The following is a 15,666-nucleotide window of genomic DNA, read 5'->3' on the forward strand; positions in this document are numbered from 1 at the left end:
CGGGCTCTCAGGGCTTCAACGAATGCCTTGCCGTAGGGTGGAAGATCAGGGGGTCTGCGAGCCGACACGATATTACCGTCTACAACTACAGCTTCATCGACCCATGTCGAGCCCGCATTCTCCATGTCATCCCGGATCCCCGGCGTGGAAGTTACGGTCCGTCCTTCCAGAATCCGGGCAGAGATCAGAACCCAGCCGGCGTGGCAGATTTGGCCGATAGGTTTGTCCGCATCATTCATTTCACGAACAAGCTGGAGCACCTTCGGGTAGCGGCGAAGCTTGTCCGGTGCCCATCCGCCAGGAACGAGAATGCCGTCAAAGTCGGCACTTTCCGCTTCGTCAAAGGAAATGTCGGCGACAGCCGGTACGCCATACTTGCCGATATGCTTCTTGCCTTTTTCGGGACCGGCGAAGATGACCTCGGCTCCCTCCTCGCGGACCCGGTAAACCGGATACCAGAGCTCCAGATCCTCGAATTCGTCATCGAGCAGGCATAATACTTTCGTCTTGCTGAGTGTCATTTGGATTATCCCCTCCTGCGTAAGATTGGTAATAAGGTGGCCTGGTAATAAAAACATCTGCTTAATTATTTTATCGAAGGAGCCTATATGAAGCAAACTTTAGCCCCCAATAAAACTAGCAGGCGGCAGCCTTACCGGCCGCTGCGCTGGCTGGCGCCTATACTTGTGATGGCCTGCATTTTCTATTTTTCGTCGCGAACCGGTGATGATCTTGGAGCCATGCTCCCCTGGTTTCAACGCTGGCTTCCCTTTATGACGGGCTTTGACTGGGGCCATCTGGTCGCATACTTCCTGTTGGCCTTGTCCTTCGAGTATGCGTTTGGACAGCGATCTACCCGGCCAGCCGTTAAGCTTTTAATCATCGTGCTATGTGTGCTCTACGGTATTACGGATGAATACCATCAATCTTTTGTGGGCGGCCGGACACCGGATATTCATGATCTGGTCAACGATGCCATCGGGGCTGCTGCTGCGGTTGGACTTACAGCACTGTCGCCAGTCCGCAGGCTATGGGCCGCCCTGCTGAAGTAGCAAAAATTACATAGCTAAATTAGAAGGAGATTATCTCTGTTCGGTCGAATACATTTAGCGTTGAAATACGGCTAACTAGCTTGCTAGATGAGCACCGGCGTCGCCGGAGCCGTGTTTTGTTGTTATATGAAGGAGTGACCGACTTGCAGAAAATGTGTCCATGCGGAAATGACATGCAAATCAGGCTGCGGACCGTTATTTATTCGGGCAAAGTGGAGATCGACAATGTGCCGATCTACTCCTGTTCGGCTTGCAGCAGAAACGAAGTGTTCCCGGAAGTGAAACCGGATTTGACAGGACTTATAGGACAATTAGGCGCTAAGCCTGCCAAGCAAACCTTCTTGTTTAATGAATGGAACGAGTGGGCTGATGTGTTGATGGAGGCGTGCGCGGTAACCAAACAACCGGCTCCTGCAGAGGTCAGCCGTCTCCTTATGGAGAGGGTTGATGCGCTACTGGATATGTATTTGCTGGCTCAAACACTGAAGGACGAGGCCTGGAAGGAAGAGATTCGCAGAAGGCTGTCCCAAATCAGTGTTAAAATGCCCATTACATAGTCATCTGTTCCTCCGCCAGCCCGGTGCATTGCGAAAAGTAAAAAATTGTCGTATGATTAACGGTAATGATTTATTTTCATATATGACCGGCCCGAAACAAAATATGAATTAATGGAGAGAAGGAACGTGACGGTAACCATTTATGATGTGGCAAGAGAAGCAGGAGTTTCCATGGCAACGGTATCCCGTGTTGTCAACAACAACCCTAACGTAAAACCGCAAACCCGCAAGAAGGTATATGAGGCAATCGAACGGCTGGGCTACCGGCCGAACGCGGTAGCCCGCGGTTTGGCGAGCAAGAAGACGACGACGGTAGGTGTCGTTATACCAGATATATCGAATGCGATCTTCGCGGAAGTAGCCCGCGGAATTGAAGATATCGCAAACATGTACCATTACAATATTATTCTTTGTAACGCCGACAAGCGCAAGGAGAAGGAAATCCGGGTCGTTAACACATTGCTGGAGAAGCAGGTCGACGGTCTGCTCTTCATGGGCGGTACCGTTACGGACGAGCATCTACAGGCATTCAAGACAGCCAATGTGCCGATTGTACTCTGTGCAACGACTGATGAGCACGGCGTTATGCCTTCCGTTGACATCGATCATGAGGCGGCTGCTTATGACGCAGTCAGCGCCCTGATTGCTCAGGGCCATCGAACGATCGGCATGATCAGCGGTACGCTGCAGGACCCGGCTAACGGCTATGCCCGGTTCCAGGGCTATAAGCGCGCGCTGGAAGCAGCGGGCATCGCCTATGACGAGTCGCTTGTGCGCGTAGGCAATTACCGTTACGAATCCGGTGTGGAGGCCATGAAGTTCTTCCTTGAGAGGGACAAGCATCCGACCGCTGTATTCTCGGCTACGGATGAGATGGGGATTGGCGCTGTACACTGCATTCAGGACTTTGGTTTAAAGGTTCCTGATGATATTTCCGTGATCAGCGTTGACAACACACGCATGGCATCGATGGTTCGGCCGCAGCTGTCCTCTGTAGCTCAGCCTATGTACGATATTGGAGCCGTGTCCATGCGTTTGCTCACGAAGCTGATGAAGAAAGAGCATGTGGAGCATGCACGTGTAACGCTGCCGCATGAGCTTATAACGCGGCAATCCGTTGCTTCGCTGACTTAGAGTTGTCAGTGAACCAATAGGCGGCTATATGAATAGAGGGAAGCTCCTGGCTGCAGGAGCTTCTTTCAACTGTTAGCAGCAAATGGCTTGGTTGAGTAGAATAAGACAAGAAGAGGAGCGATACATATGGCGTACCAGAAGATTGGTATCATCGGAGCAATGGTTGAGGAGATTGAGCTTTTGCACAAGCATGTGGAAGTTTCCGGTGTTATCACGAAAGCAGGCATTACATTTACCGAAGGAACACTGCATGGCAAGCATGTGATTTTCTGCAAGTCGGGTGTCGGTAAAGTGAATGCCGCAGTATGCACGCAGGGACTGATAGACCAGGGCGTGGACTGTGTGCTGTTTACAGGAGTGGCAGGTGCGCTTGATCCTGAGCTTGAGGTGGGAGACATTGTCGTATCCACAAGCTCGGTCCAGCATGACATGGATGTGCGGCCGCTCGGTTTTCCGCTGGGTGTAATTCCGTTTCAAGAGATATCGGAGTTCCCTGCTGACCCTCTGCTGGTTGATGCAGCCGTACAAGCCGCTGAGGCTCATTTTGCGGGGCGCTACCGTAAAGGTAAGATCCTTTCAGGAGATCAGTTCATTGCGAGCCGTGAGGCGGTTCTTACGCTTCGAGAGGAGCTGGGGGGAACCTGCGCTGAGATGGAGGGTGCGGCTTTGGCACAGGTATGCTTCATGAATGATATTCCTTACGTTGTAATCCGTTCCATGTCAGATAAGGCTGACGGCGGAGCGCCTGAAAGCTTCGAAACCTTCACCGTTCAGGCGGCGAACAACTCCTATTTGATTATCGAAACGATGTTAAAAAATCTGGCTTAATTAATACCAGACAAAGGCTGCCTTGCGGGATTTCCCGGGGCAGCCTCTTTTCGTTTCATAAGCCCTCAATGGCTAGAAGTCCTGCACCGCGAGCTGCATGGTCGCCCGGTTCCGCTCCGTGATTTCTGCACGGCGGGGCATCGGCTGCCAATTGTCTTTGGAATCCAGCCATGTCGCCGGCAGCGGTCTTTCACCTTGGGCCGTCCACTTGTCAATCCAGGACGAGGGCAGCCTGGCTTCACGGTCTCCTGCCCGCAGCTGGGCGGCCAGAGGATGGCCGCACATCTCCAGCCAGACGAGGGCCCAAGCCCTTGGAACGACCCGGCGAACGTCATAGCCTCCCCCGCCCATGGCGACCCATCTGCCTTGTGCGTAACGGTGTGCCAATTCATGGATAACAGCAGGCATCTCGGCGTAGATTTGCATGCTGCATTGTGTATGGGAGAGCGGATCGAAAGCATGGGCATCGCAGCCATGCTGGCTGACAATGACATCCGGCTTGAAGGCAGCGGCAGCTTTTTCTACAGTGTACCGAAAGCATTCCAGCCAGGAATCGTCTTCCGTATAAGGCTCTACCGGCACATTGCAGCAGGCGCCGAAGCCGTCTGCAGAGCCGCGTTCATGAACGAAGCCGCTGCCCGGGAACAGGAATTTGCCGGTCTCATGTATGGAATAAGTCAGCACATCCCGTTCTGCATAGAATACCCATTGAACCCCGTCGCCGTGATGGACATCCGTATCAATATACATTACCCTGGCGCCATAGCGGCGCCGGATATGAGCGATAGCAACGGCTGCATCGTTATATACACAGAAGCCGGCTCCTTTGTCAGGGAAGGCGTGGTGAAGTCCGCCAGCTAGATGATAGGCATGTTTGCAGCGGCCCGACATGACCAATTCTGCCGCTTGGACCGTACCGCCGACAATGAGGGAAGCGGCATGGTGCATGCCGGGAAAATAGGGAGTATCCTCCGTACGGAGTCCGTACTTGTCTGCTTCCTCAATCAGCTCCCGGTCGGGTCCTGCCAGGCTTAAGCTGCTAACCAGACGGATATAGTCAGGCCGGTGTACTAGCGAGAGCAGTTCCTCGCCGGCTGCTTGCTGCGGGAGGATATCGTTCTGCCGCAATGCTCCGCATTGTTCCAGCAGATCAATGGTTAGTGTCAGTCGATGAGGGTGGAAGGGATGATCATCACTAAACTTATAGAGAGCCGTATCAGGGTGATGGATGAATAAGGCTTCGGCCGCTGCCATAGTCAACGTCCTTTCAAGTGGGATAGCTTAATACATAAACCTTTGACGAAAGCGGATCCGGTCAAATTGTTCGATCGACTCCATGGGGACCTCGCGACCGATTCTTACCATAAGGCAATTGGCTGGGTGTGAACAGATTTCCGGATCGTCTGTGGCATACCAGACCATGTCAACCGTCTTCATCAGCCTCTCCATCATTGATCTGTATTCCCATACATTGAGCCCGCTCTGCTCCAGATCCCAGTGCCAATAATATTCGGTCGTGTAGACAATGGCGTTCTCGAGCTGATCACCGGCAAAGGCACAGCGTATCATACGTTTGCCAAGCCCCAATGAACGATATTCATTCGCGACTTCAACAGCACCCAGCTCGATCAGATCATCCATGCCGGCCTCAGACCATCTTTCCATCTCATCAGGATAATGGAAGGTGACGTAACCGACAATCAATTCATCCAGCCGGGCGACCACGATGCGTCCTTCCGGCAGACCGGCTATTTCCACAAGTGCTTCATGCTGCTCGGCAGGCCTCCTGAAGGCATCCAGATCCTCATGCATACGGTACCCGGCCAGCCGTTCAGGCGGGACGGGACCTTCAATGATCACCTCACCGAACGAGGAGGAGAGTCGTTCCATATGGTGGTGCTTGCGGTGGTCCACTGCAGTCGACTCCTTTATATAGTCTTATCCCCTTGCAGCCGGGTTGGAAAAGACTGTGACGCAAGGAAAGGGATTGTGCTATAATAATGGCGATATTGTGAACAGCAGGTACGGTTGTGCCCGCTGAATAGATTTACTCTGTACAGGTTAATTGTAAGCGTATTCTTCGGCGTTTGTAAAGGCGATGGCAGGTAACCCCCTGCTGGAAAAGGCGATGCATCCCAGAATGGAGCTCAGATGACGAACGAATTCCGATGTACAGGAGGTCGAGAGTAATGAGTGTACAGCATCAAGAGTGGCTCCCGGTGGAAGGCGGCAATCCGAATATGAAGGATTATGAGGAAGCCTGCCGGGCATTCCGGCTGGAAGAGGTTGAGCAAGCTTTTTCCTGGCATGAGACAGGAAAGGTAAACATGGCTTACGAGGCGGTGGACCGTCACGTACATAGCGGCAAAGGCGGGCGGATCGCCTTGTATTACAGTGACAGCAGCAGGGAGGAGAGCTATACCTTTGAGCAGCTCAGCCGTGAGTCCGCGCGGGCAGCTAATATGCTCCGCAAGCTGGGTCTTGGCAAAGGTGACCGTGTATTTATATTTATGCCGCGAACGCCTGAGCTGTATTTCTGTCTGCTGGGTGTTCTCAAAATCGGTGCCATCGTGGGTCCCTTGTTTGAAGCGTTCATGGAGACGGCAGTTAGGGACCGTCTAAGAGATTCGGGCGCGGCCGCCATCATTACCACACCGGCCCTGTTGTCTCGTATACCGAAGGAAGATTTGCCGGACTTGAAGCACATAATTGTTATCGGTGACGATGTTCCGGCCGGGGAAGGCCTCGTAGATGGTACAGCAGAGCTGGCTGCCGCGTCGGAGGAAGCGGATATTGAGTGGCTTACGCGTGAAGATGGTCTTATCATTCACTACACATCCGGCTCCACGGGAAAGCCAAAAGGTGTGTATCATGTGCAGAATGCGATGCTTCAGCATTATTATACCGGCAAGGTCGTGCTTGATCTTAAGGAAGACGATGTCTACTGGTGTACAGCAGACCCTGGCTGGGTTACCGGTACTTCATACGGCATTTTTGCCCCATGGCTGAACGGTGTGGCCAATGTTGTTAGAGGCGGCCGCTTCAGTCCGCAGGATTGGTACCGGACCATCGAAAAGTACAAGGTGACCGTGTGGTATAGTGCTCCGACCGCATTTCGCATGTTGATGGGCGCAGGCGATGAGGCTGCGGCCTGCTGTGATCTGTCGAGCTTGCGTCATGTACTGAGTGTCGGTGAGCCGCTGAACCCGGAGGTTGTACGCTGGGGCAAGAAGGTCTACGGACAGCGTATCCATGATACCTGGTGGATGACGGAGACAGGCGGCCAGCTGATCTGCAATTACCCGGCGATGCCTATCAAGCCCGGTTCCATGGGCCGGCCGGTCCCAGGCATAGAAGCCGCTATAATTGATGATACAGGTCAGGAGCTGCCGCCTTACCGTATGGGTAACTTAGCCATTCGTACCCCTTGGCCATCGATGATGCGAAAAATATGGAATAATCCGGCAAAATATGAGGAATATTTCCGGATCCCGGGATGGTATATTTCGGGTGATTCGGCCTACCGTGATGAAGACGGCTACTTCTGGTTCCAGGGACGGATTGATGACGTCATCAATACATCTGGCGAGCGTGTGGGTCCATTTGAAGTCGAGAGCAAGCTTGTGGAGCATCCGGCAGTCGCAGAGGCGGGAGTGATCGGCAAGCCGGACCCGATGCGCGGCGAAATTATTAAAGCATTCATCTCACTGCGGGAAGGCTATGAGCCGTCTGATGAGCTGAAAGAAGACATAGCCCGCCATGTAAAGATCGGTTTATCAGCCCATGCTGCGCCAAGAGAGATTGAATTTAAGGATAAGCTGCCGAAGACGCGAAGCGGTAAAATTATGCGCAGGGTGCTCAAAGCCTGGGAGCTGAATCTGCCGACAGGTGATCTGTCTACGATAGAAGATTAACCGGACTAATAGAAAAACAGACAGCTGACACATAAGGTGTGCAGCTGTCTGTTTTGTTGTGTCTGAAATCCTTTGTTTAAGGAGCTTTAACCGTAGAGGATGGAGCTGATTCTCCGCCCTCGTTAACGGCTGTAACTCTATACCTGCCGCCTTCGGCTCCTGAGCTGTATTCGAATCTTGCTTCGCTGACAGTGCCAATCCTGGTGAAGCGGCTCTGGCCCTTCTCACTGTAGTAGATATGGTAACTGGTTACCTGATCGGATACAGGGTTAGGCGTCCATGACAGCCGAATACCGCTGCTGGTTGCTTCAATGGTTAAACCCGAGGGGGCGGATGGGGCAGGGAGAGCCTGCTCGGACTGGTTATTAGCGCCAGTATTGCTGTTATTGCTGCTATTGTTGTTGCCGCTATTGCTGCTATTGCCTTCGTTTCCGGCATTGCTATTCATGCCGTCGTTTGCATTGCTGTCTGTGCTGCTGTCGCTGTCAATCGCATCCGGCGTCGAACCCTCATCGAGTACATCTGGGGATGGCTGTTGCGCAGCAGCCCCCGTTGAAACGATCAGGCTTGGCGATGATTCGCGTCCGGCAACGTCGACAGCTGTTACATAATAGCTGTATTGGTAGCCTGCACTGATCCCGGTAACAAATTTCTGCGAATCGCCCTTCACGATCGAGCTGCCCGACTTCTGATAAGCGCTGCCGTTCAGTGACCGGTATAACCGGTAGCCGACGACATCATTCTCCGGGCTGTCCGAGAATGTAATCTGTACAGATGAAGCAGACACCGCTGACAGTCTTACGTTAATTGGCGCAGATGGATTACTTCCGTCATCCTTGCGCGGATCCGTCTTTGAAGGTGCATCCAGTTTGGCATCCGATGGCAAATAATAAGAGAGCGATCTGCGGCTGCTGCCTGGGATTTTGGATTGCGCCTTCTGGATTTCCTCAAGCAGCTCGTCGAGCGGCTTCTCCCGCCGGATAACAATTTGGTCGCTGACAAAGTCGGAAGGCGTAGTCGATTGTGCAATATAATTTACGCCATTGTAGCGAATATATGACATCTTAACGAGTGCGTCATCACTCTGCTTCGGCAGGTACTTCTCATTGAACCAGTCCGTCACGAGTCTTCCCATCTGATAGGTAAGCTGTGTCGGCCGCTTCCCGCTTACACTGGATACGGTAGCCTTGACGACTCCATCAGGCTTGGCGAACGATTTGTTCTTGAACAGCTCAGGCCGTTCTTCGATGACGGTGTTCATGATCTTGGTCCAGATTCGTTGGGAGCGGAGGCGTCCTTCTCTCGTCAATGTATCCGCCTGCTTCTCATACCCCGACCAGACGCCCAGCGTCACATCCGGGGTAAAGCCCATGAACCATACATCGCCATAGCTCTGAGTGGAACCGGTTTTTCCTGCAATCGCGATGTCCTTGCCCTTGTATTCACGGTTAACGGTAGAAGCCGTACCGTTCGTAATGACAGTCCGGAGCATATCGGTAACAAGAAAAGCGGTCTGCTCGGAGAACACACGCACAGGCTGATGCTTGTGCTCGTATACCGTCTTGCCTGTTGAGTCAGTTATCTTGCGGATCATGTACGCATCATTGAACTCACCCATATTGGGAATAGCGCCGTAAGCATTGGTGAGCTCCTCAACCGATACACCTACACTGAGACCGCCGATGACGCCTGTTTGGGCGTGGTCATCTTCAGGCTGAATCGTTGTGATTCCCAGATTGCGGGAAAACTCCCAGGCCTTCGGAATTGTTACCTTATCCAGAAACACCTTCAGAGCCGGCAGGTTTAGCGACCTGTTAAGCGCTTCGCGTGCGGTAACAAGACCGGAGTACCTGTCGTTGGAGTTCTTGGGGATATGAAAGCCCTTTTGGCCGTCTTTCAGTACAATCGGCGCATCATCCAAAATACTGCCCGGCTGTACCAGACCCTCCTCAATAGCAGGGAGGTAAGCGGCAATTGTCTTCATCGTAGAGCCTGGCTGGCGAGTCATCTGGGTGGCATAGTTCATCTGCTCGGTATAGAAATCCCGGCCTTCGAGCATGCCCAGAATAGCCCCCGTTGAATGATCCAGCAAGATGGCTGCGGTTTGCTCCATTCCCTTCTCGGCGCTGTCAGGCGTAAAGTTAGCCGGATCGGAGCCGATTTTGCGCATGATGTTGTATATCCCGCGGTCAATCGTCGTATAAATCTGGTAGCCGCCTCTCAGCAAGGCTTCCCGTTCCTCCTGCACAAGCTGCGCGTTTTCCTTTTTCCGCAGATCCGACAGTGTGAGTTCAGGATTTTTCTGAAGCAGCAGTATTTCAGCAGCTTGCCGTTCCGCCTCAAGCATCAGGTATGGATAAGTGGCATAAGCTTTCTTGTTGGGCTTGGCAAGCGATGCACGGATGTCGAAGGCGAGCGCCTCCTCATACTCCGCCTGGCTGATTCTGCCCGTTTCGAGCATACGGCGAAGCACGAGCTTTTGCCTCTCGAGCGCGAAGCCGATGCCCTCCTCATTGATTTCCCCTTTGCCGTTAAACGCCGTGTAAGCGGAAGGGCGCTGGGGCAGGCCGGCTAAGTAGGCAGCCTGGGCGATATTAATTTCCTGCAGGTTGCTAATATTGAATATTCCTTTGGCAGCCGCTTTAATTCCATATAGGTTGTAACCTGAGCTGCCATTGCCGAATGGTACTTTATTCAGATAAGCGGATAAGATCTCGTCTTTCGTGAGAAAACGTTCCAGCCTGATCGACAGGAAGATTTCCTTGACCTTGCGGCTGTCGGAAACATCCAGGCTCAGGAACACACGCCTTGCCAGCTGCTGTGTCAGTGTGCTTCCTCCGGTTTGAACATCCTCATTAAGAAGCTTCTGCTTGACTGCTCTGCCCAGTCCGTTGATATCAACTCCGATATGCTCATAGAAATTGTTATCCTCGGTGGCGAGAACAGCATCTATTACGTTCTGGGGGATGTCCTTCAACTCAACGAGTCGTCTGTCCTCATCTGTCCTGAGCTGGCCAACGGCAGAATCATCATTAAAGTAGACGAAGCCTGTAATGGCATTCTCACCAATCTTTTCCTCAATTTCGGCACGCGAGCGTACGGGATCATCCTTAACTAGAGAAGCGACATAACCGGTTAAGGCGCCGCCTGCGAAAAGTCCGATAATAAAGCCGAATATGACCAGCCACTTGGTGGTGATCCATACGACCATCCCGAACGTCCGCCAGCCGCTCCGTTTTTTCGGCCGTTGCTGTTCGTCCATGCTATGTATTCCTCCTCCAAATTACCGTCATTTATTATAGCACATTCTACCGGAAAAAGGACTGAAGATTACATAAAGACTACCTTTTCGACAGCAGGTTATGAATTGACTTATAGGATGGTATGTGTTATAAATTCATGTAATATAGAGTTATGAAAAGCGATGACAGGTCCTAGTAGCTTGACGGAGAGCCGTATACAGAGAGCCGGTGGAGGGTGCAAACCGGCTGCGGTCCGCATGCGAATTACCACCTAGAGCTGGATAGATGAACGACATGGCCTGCTTGCTGGCGATTAGCCGGGGCAGTGTGACTGTCCGCTAGTCCGTCCCGGTGCGCATCCGTTATATGCAATGAAGTGAAAGCGCAGGGACGGCTGTTTTAGTGATCCCGGTTCACGGCAAAGCCGGACGCTTTAACGAGGGTGGTACCGCGGGCTTAATCCTTCCCGTCCCTTGGCAAACAGTAGGGTTTTTTGTCATGTCTACAAACAGTCAAGGGAGGAAATGATTATGGAAAAGAAAATCAACCTGTCGGCGGAGCAGGAGCGGGAGCTCGAACGCCAGCTGGCCGTCATACGCCGCGGAGTGGTGGAGATAGTACCCGAGGAAGATCTGCGGGAGAAGCTAGCAGGGTCCATCCTTTCAGGCAAGCCGCTTAAGATTAAGCTGGGTCTGGATCCTTCAGCCCCTGACATTCATGTCGGTCATACCGTAGTGCTGCATAAGCTGCGCCAATTCCAGGAGCTTGGCCACGTGGTTCAGCTGCTGATAGGCGATTTTACCGGCAGAATAGGGGACCCCACTGGTAAATCCGAGACCAGAAAGCAGCTGTCCGAAGAAGATGTTAAGCATAATGCTGAGACATACCAAAAGCAGATATTCAAGATTTTGGACCCGGCCCTGACAACTGTCCACTACAATTCTGAGTGGCTGGCACCTTTAACCTTTGCGGATGTTGTGAATCTTGCTGCGAAGCTTACAGTTGCCAGGATGCTGGAGAGAGATGACTTTACGAAGCGTTATCAGTCCGGACAGCCAATCAGTATTCATGAGTTCTTCTACCCGTTGATGCAGGGTTATGATTCGGTTGCGCTGGAATGTGATATAGAGCTCGGCGGCACTGATCAGAAGTTTAACCTGCTTATGGGGCGCACACTGCAGAAGGAATACGGTAAACAGACGCAGGCCGCAATCATGCTCCCGCTCCTTGAGGGTCTTGACGGCGTTAATAAAATGAGCAAGAGCCTTGGCAATTACATTGGAATCGATGAAGCGCCGAGTGAAATTTACGGTAAGTCCATGTCTATTCCCGATGAGCTGATGGCTAAATACTACGAGCTGGCGACCGATATCAGCAATGAAGAGCTGCAGCAGCTGAAGGAAGGACTGGAGAACGGGATGGTTCACCCGCGTGATGCGAAGATGAATCTGGCCAAGACGTTTGTTCGCATGTACCACGGCGAGGAAGCGGCACAGGCGGCTGAGCAGCACTTTGTAACGGTATTCCAGCAGCGGGCGCTCCCGGATGATATAGCTGAAGTTGAAGTCCCGGATTCCGAGCTGGAGGACGGCCAGATCCGCATTGTAAAGCTGTTGACAGTGCTGGGACTGCAATCATCGGGCAGTGAGGCGAGAAGAAGCGTCCAGCAGGGGGCAGTCAAGATCAATGAAGAGAAGATCGACGATCCTAATGCTGCCATAACGCCTAAGAGCGGAGATGTGATCCAAGTAGGTAAACGAAAATTCGCCAAAATTAAATAAAACGATGATAAATGATCAGCAAAGCCTGAAGCCGTTCTTATATATGGCCTCAGGCTTTGCTTTTACAGTATATAAAGAAAAAACCGGACCCAGGGGGTCCGGCTTACGATTAACGGCTGTAGAACTCGACGATTTGCTTCTCGTCGATATCTTGGGAGAGCTCTGCACGCTCAGGAAGACGGATGTACTTGCCTTCCATTGCATTGTCGTTGAACTCCAGGTAGTTAGGCAGATGGTGACGGCCTTCCATTGCTTCCTTAATCGTTTTCAGACCGCGGCTGCGTTCACGCAGACCGATTTGGTCACCAACGGATACGGTGTAGGAAGGAATGTCTACTTTCTTGCCGTTTACAGTTACGTGTCCATGAGCTACCAACTGACGTGCACCCGCACGCGAGTTGGACAGGCCAAGACGGTATACGAGGTTGTCCAGACGGCTTTCAAGCAGCACCATGAAGTTTTCACCCGCGATACCCTTCATCTTGTTAGCCTTGTCGAACAGGTTGCGGAACTGCTTCTCGTTCAAGCCGTACATGTGGCGAAGCTTCTGCTTTTCTTGCAGCTGAATGCCGTAGCCGCTCATTTTCTTGCGTTGTCCAGGACCATGCTGTCCAGGAGGGAATGCTCTCTTCAATTCTTTGCCTGTACCGCTCAGGGAAATACCCAGACGGCGGCTTAACTTAAACTTAGGTCCAGTATAGCGTGCCATTATGTGGTTAACTCCTTCTTCAAATGGAATGTTTGAAAATGGGGTTAGTGTTTCGCCGATTGTTGTCTGTTAAGATCTATAAGAGATCCTGACAGGAATCTCAGCCGCTGTCCCGCCAGCGACAACAACCGTGAGGGTGACACAAAACCGCTGCCCTATATTTCAACAATTAATATTATAGGAAATTCAGGTGGAATGTCAAGATGCTTTGCTTGACAATCTATTTGCTGTTCGCCTTGTTAGCGGAATGTACGGCTGTCTAAATGAAAATTAGAAAATGTTAATGGGCCAAAGGTCCTTTGGTACGCCTCTAAAACTAGTGCAAACTTCTTAAAAATAAAGTATGATATTAAATATCGTGTAATTATGGATTTATGATGAACAGCATCGATTTAATACAGCCTATCCCTGGATGAAAGGAGTGGACGAGCCATGAAAAGATCGTTGGAAACGGGGCAATTGCTGCAGTGGGTTCAGCCGCCTCTTCAATCCGCGGAGACGGCTGCGTCCGGCTCCTGGCTGGAATATATGGATATTAACGAAGCCGATATACCCTATGCGGGCGCTTTGCTGGCAGAGACCTTCTCCAAGTGGCTCGAAGAGTCCGCGGAGTTCGATATATGGAACAGATATAGTCTGTTTCTATTCGACAGGCAGCAGGAGCAGATCGCTGGACCTGCGGTTCCGGCTGAACAACAGGAGGCAATGGCGGGCTTGATCTCGGAAGCTATGAGAACCGGAGCAGTTGCCGGACCAAAGCCGGCCGAAGACAAGCTGGTTTACGGCGTTCCGGTCATGAGCCGCTCTGCCGGTCTTCCTTTTGCGGCACTTGGATTTATTACCGGGGACCGTGAAACCGTAGCGGACAGCACCGCTTTGCTAGCCATGTGTCTGCACTTCAGGAGCCTGTTCTATCAGGGATTTGAGCGGCTTCTTACGCAGGAGACAACGGCTAAACGCCGTCTCCAAGACAAGGAGAACGAGCGCCGGGACGCGATGTTCCAGACGGCAAAACGGCTGTACGACCAAATAGATGTATCCTCCGTGCTCAAAGAAACGGTGCAGAGCTTGGAAAGCTTATACCCTGGCTCAACTATTGATTTATTCCTGTCGCAGGATTACACGGCTGTAGATCCCAGGGTTAAGCCCTTGGTATTCAAGCACTCATCAAGCGATATCTGCGCCCGCGCCTTTCTGGAGGGCAAGCCTGTTTCCGAGCGTGATGCTGACGGAGTTATCCACCTTGCAGTACCGTTCTCCGGCAAGCAGGCTGTTTATGGTGTGCTGCAGGTTTCCATGACGGTGGAACAGTGGAAGGAGTCTAACCGGGCTTCCTTTATGATGCTGGCCGACACGGCCGGATCTGCATTTGAGAACGCCAAGCTGTATGAGCAGTCCAATTTGCTGATTGGTGAGCTTCAGGTCATAAATGAACTTACCAAACGGCTGAATCAGTCGCTTAAGCTGTCGGAAATTTTCGGGTTTGCTACAGGTGAACTGCTTCAGGTTTTTCAGGCAGAATACTGCTGTATTCTTAAGCTGAACAAGCAGTCGGGCTGCTTTGAAGTAGTGTCCGGTAATATACCGTCGATGCTGCACGAACAATTTTTAACAGATTACGGCTTTTGTGGAATAGTGAATGAGAGTAAGGAAGCCTTGATCATTTCTGATTATAAAGGCCCGAAGCAGACCCCCTCCAAACTGATGGAGAGCACGAATGCACGTTCGCTGATTGCTTCCCCTATAATGGTGGAGGGAGAGGTGGGAGGAGTTATACTGGTCGCCCACCGGGTACCGAATTATTTCTCATACGATAACTATAAGCTTCTGCAGGTTTTGTCCACGCATATCGGGCTGGCCATCACCAACGCAACCCTGCATGCCGAGGTGCGCCGGATGGTCATCACCGACAACTTAACCGGACTGCATGCAAGACATTATCTTGACGAACAGATTAGTCTGCGCCAGCGCGAGGATGCCTGCGGCTCACTTATCCTTGTAGATATTGATTATTTCAAGCGCGTTAATGACACCTACGGCCACCAGATTGGAGACCGCATCCTGAAGCAGGTGAGCGGTGTTATCAAATCATGTATCCGTGAGACGGATATCGCGGCACGCTGGGGTGGCGAAGAACTGGCGGTGTACCTGCCCAAGGTGAGAACCGACCAAGCTTATCGCATTGCTGACCGGATTCGTCACCGCGTGGAGAGTGAGACGGAGCCAAGAGTAACCGCTTCATGCGGGATATCCGAATGGACATATGAAGATGATAAAATCAGTGTAGAATCGCTCTTCTATCGTGCTGATATGGCTATGTATGATGCGAAGCATCATGGACGTAACCAGGTTCAGGTTGGTTAGGACGGCGACATGATATTTGAATTCAAGCTGGTACCGGGTCATTCCGGTACCAGCTTATTTGATTTTCACAGACCTCGGTCTGTGC

Annotated in this window: 12 protein-coding genes and 1 other annotated feature; of the genes, 7 read left to right on the forward strand and 5 right to left on the reverse strand. The window is 51.9% G+C overall.

Translation table 11 applies throughout. The features are described from left to right. Positions 1 to 521, reverse strand: a 521-nt coding sequence (locus L1N82_RS01085; protein ID WP_235285490.1) for a type 1 glutamine amidotransferase domain-containing protein, incomplete at its 3' end; no start/stop codon positions are given. A gap of 87 nt (positions 522 to 608) precedes the next feature. Here L1N82_RS01085 and L1N82_RS01090 point away from each other — a divergent pair. The 4 genes from L1N82_RS01090 (at position 609) to L1N82_RS01105 (ending at position 3,571) form a co-directional block, all read left to right on the forward strand. Beyond that, positions 609 to 1,052 carry a VanZ family protein gene (locus L1N82_RS01090; RefSeq protein ID WP_235285491.1) on the forward strand — a complete coding sequence of 148 codons (444 nt, stop codon included), beginning with the start codon at positions 609 to 611 and terminating at the stop codon, positions 1,050 to 1,052. Positions 1,053 to 1,195: 143 nt separating this feature from the next. Next, a complete protein-coding gene (locus tag L1N82_RS01095; RefSeq protein ID WP_235285492.1) occupies positions 1,196 to 1,609 on the forward strand; it encodes a hypothetical protein in 414 nt (137 codons plus the stop codon). Positions 1,610 to 1,735: 126 nt separating this feature from the next. After that, entirely contained in the window at positions 1,736 to 2,743 is a 1,008-nt protein-coding gene (gene ccpA, locus L1N82_RS01100; protein ID WP_235285493.1) for a catabolite control protein A, read from the forward strand. Between the two features lie 126 nt (positions 2,744 to 2,869). After that, entirely contained in the window at positions 2,870 to 3,571 is a 702-nt protein-coding gene (locus tag L1N82_RS01105; RefSeq protein ID WP_235285495.1) for a 5'-methylthioadenosine/adenosylhomocysteine nucleosidase, read from the forward strand. A gap of 72 nt (positions 3,572 to 3,643) precedes the next feature. On the opposite strand, the gene L1N82_RS01110 is transcribed toward L1N82_RS01105, so the two are convergent. Both L1N82_RS01110 and L1N82_RS01115 read right to left on the reverse strand, forming a co-directional pair. Further along, positions 3,644 to 4,825: an acetoin utilization protein AcuC gene (locus tag L1N82_RS01110; protein WP_235285496.1), complete on the reverse strand. Its 1,182-nt coding sequence runs from the start codon at positions 4,823 to 4,825 to the stop codon at positions 3,644 to 3,646. A gap of 27 nt (positions 4,826 to 4,852) precedes the next feature. Continuing rightward, positions 4,853 to 5,461, reverse strand: coding sequence for a GNAT family N-acetyltransferase (locus tag L1N82_RS01115; protein ID WP_268821787.1), 609 nt, complete (start codon positions 5,459 to 5,461; stop codon positions 4,853 to 4,855). Between the two features lie 299 nt (positions 5,462 to 5,760). Between L1N82_RS01115 and acsA the strand changes: the two genes are divergently transcribed. Continuing rightward, positions 5,761 to 7,485, forward strand: a complete 1,725-nt coding sequence (gene acsA / locus L1N82_RS01120; protein ID WP_235285499.1) for an acetate--CoA ligase — start codon at positions 5,761 to 5,763, stop codon at positions 7,483 to 7,485. 76 nt (positions 7,486 to 7,561) lie between these two features. On the opposite strand, the gene L1N82_RS01125 is transcribed toward acsA, so the two are convergent. Continuing rightward, positions 7,562 to 10,747 carry a transglycosylase domain-containing protein gene (locus L1N82_RS01125; protein ID WP_235285501.1) on the reverse strand — a complete coding sequence of 1,062 codons (3,186 nt, stop codon included), beginning with the start codon at positions 10,745 to 10,747 and terminating at the stop codon, positions 7,562 to 7,564. Between the two features lie 153 nt (positions 10,748 to 10,900). Beyond that, positions 10,901 to 11,204 (forward strand) — a binding site (T-box leader). A 53-nt stretch (positions 11,205 to 11,257) separates the two neighbouring features. Between L1N82_RS01125 and tyrS the strand changes: the two genes are divergently transcribed. Further along, on the forward strand, positions 11,258 to 12,508 hold the full coding sequence (gene tyrS, locus L1N82_RS01130) for a tyrosine--tRNA ligase (RefSeq protein WP_235285502.1): 1,251 nt from the start codon (positions 11,258 to 11,260) through the stop codon (positions 12,506 to 12,508). A gap of 109 nt (positions 12,509 to 12,617) precedes the next feature. Here tyrS and rpsD read toward each other — a convergent pair whose 3' ends face one another. Next, positions 12,618 to 13,217: a 30S ribosomal protein S4 gene (rpsD, locus tag L1N82_RS01135; RefSeq protein ID WP_235285504.1), complete on the reverse strand. Its 600-nt coding sequence runs from the start codon at positions 13,215 to 13,217 to the stop codon at positions 12,618 to 12,620. A 432-nt stretch (positions 13,218 to 13,649) separates the two neighbouring features. On the opposite strand from rpsD, the gene L1N82_RS01140 reads away from it, so the two are divergent. Beyond that, on the forward strand, positions 13,650 to 15,581 hold the full coding sequence (locus L1N82_RS01140) for a sensor domain-containing diguanylate cyclase (protein WP_235285506.1): 1,932 nt from the start codon (positions 13,650 to 13,652) through the stop codon (positions 15,579 to 15,581). Positions 15,582 to 15,666: the final 85 nt, after the last annotated feature.

Source organism: Paenibacillus tarimensis, from assembly GCF_021532315.1.
In the GTDB taxonomy this organism is placed as follows: Bacteria; Bacillota; Bacilli; order Paenibacillales; family Paenibacillaceae; genus Paenibacillus_I; species Paenibacillus_I tarimensis.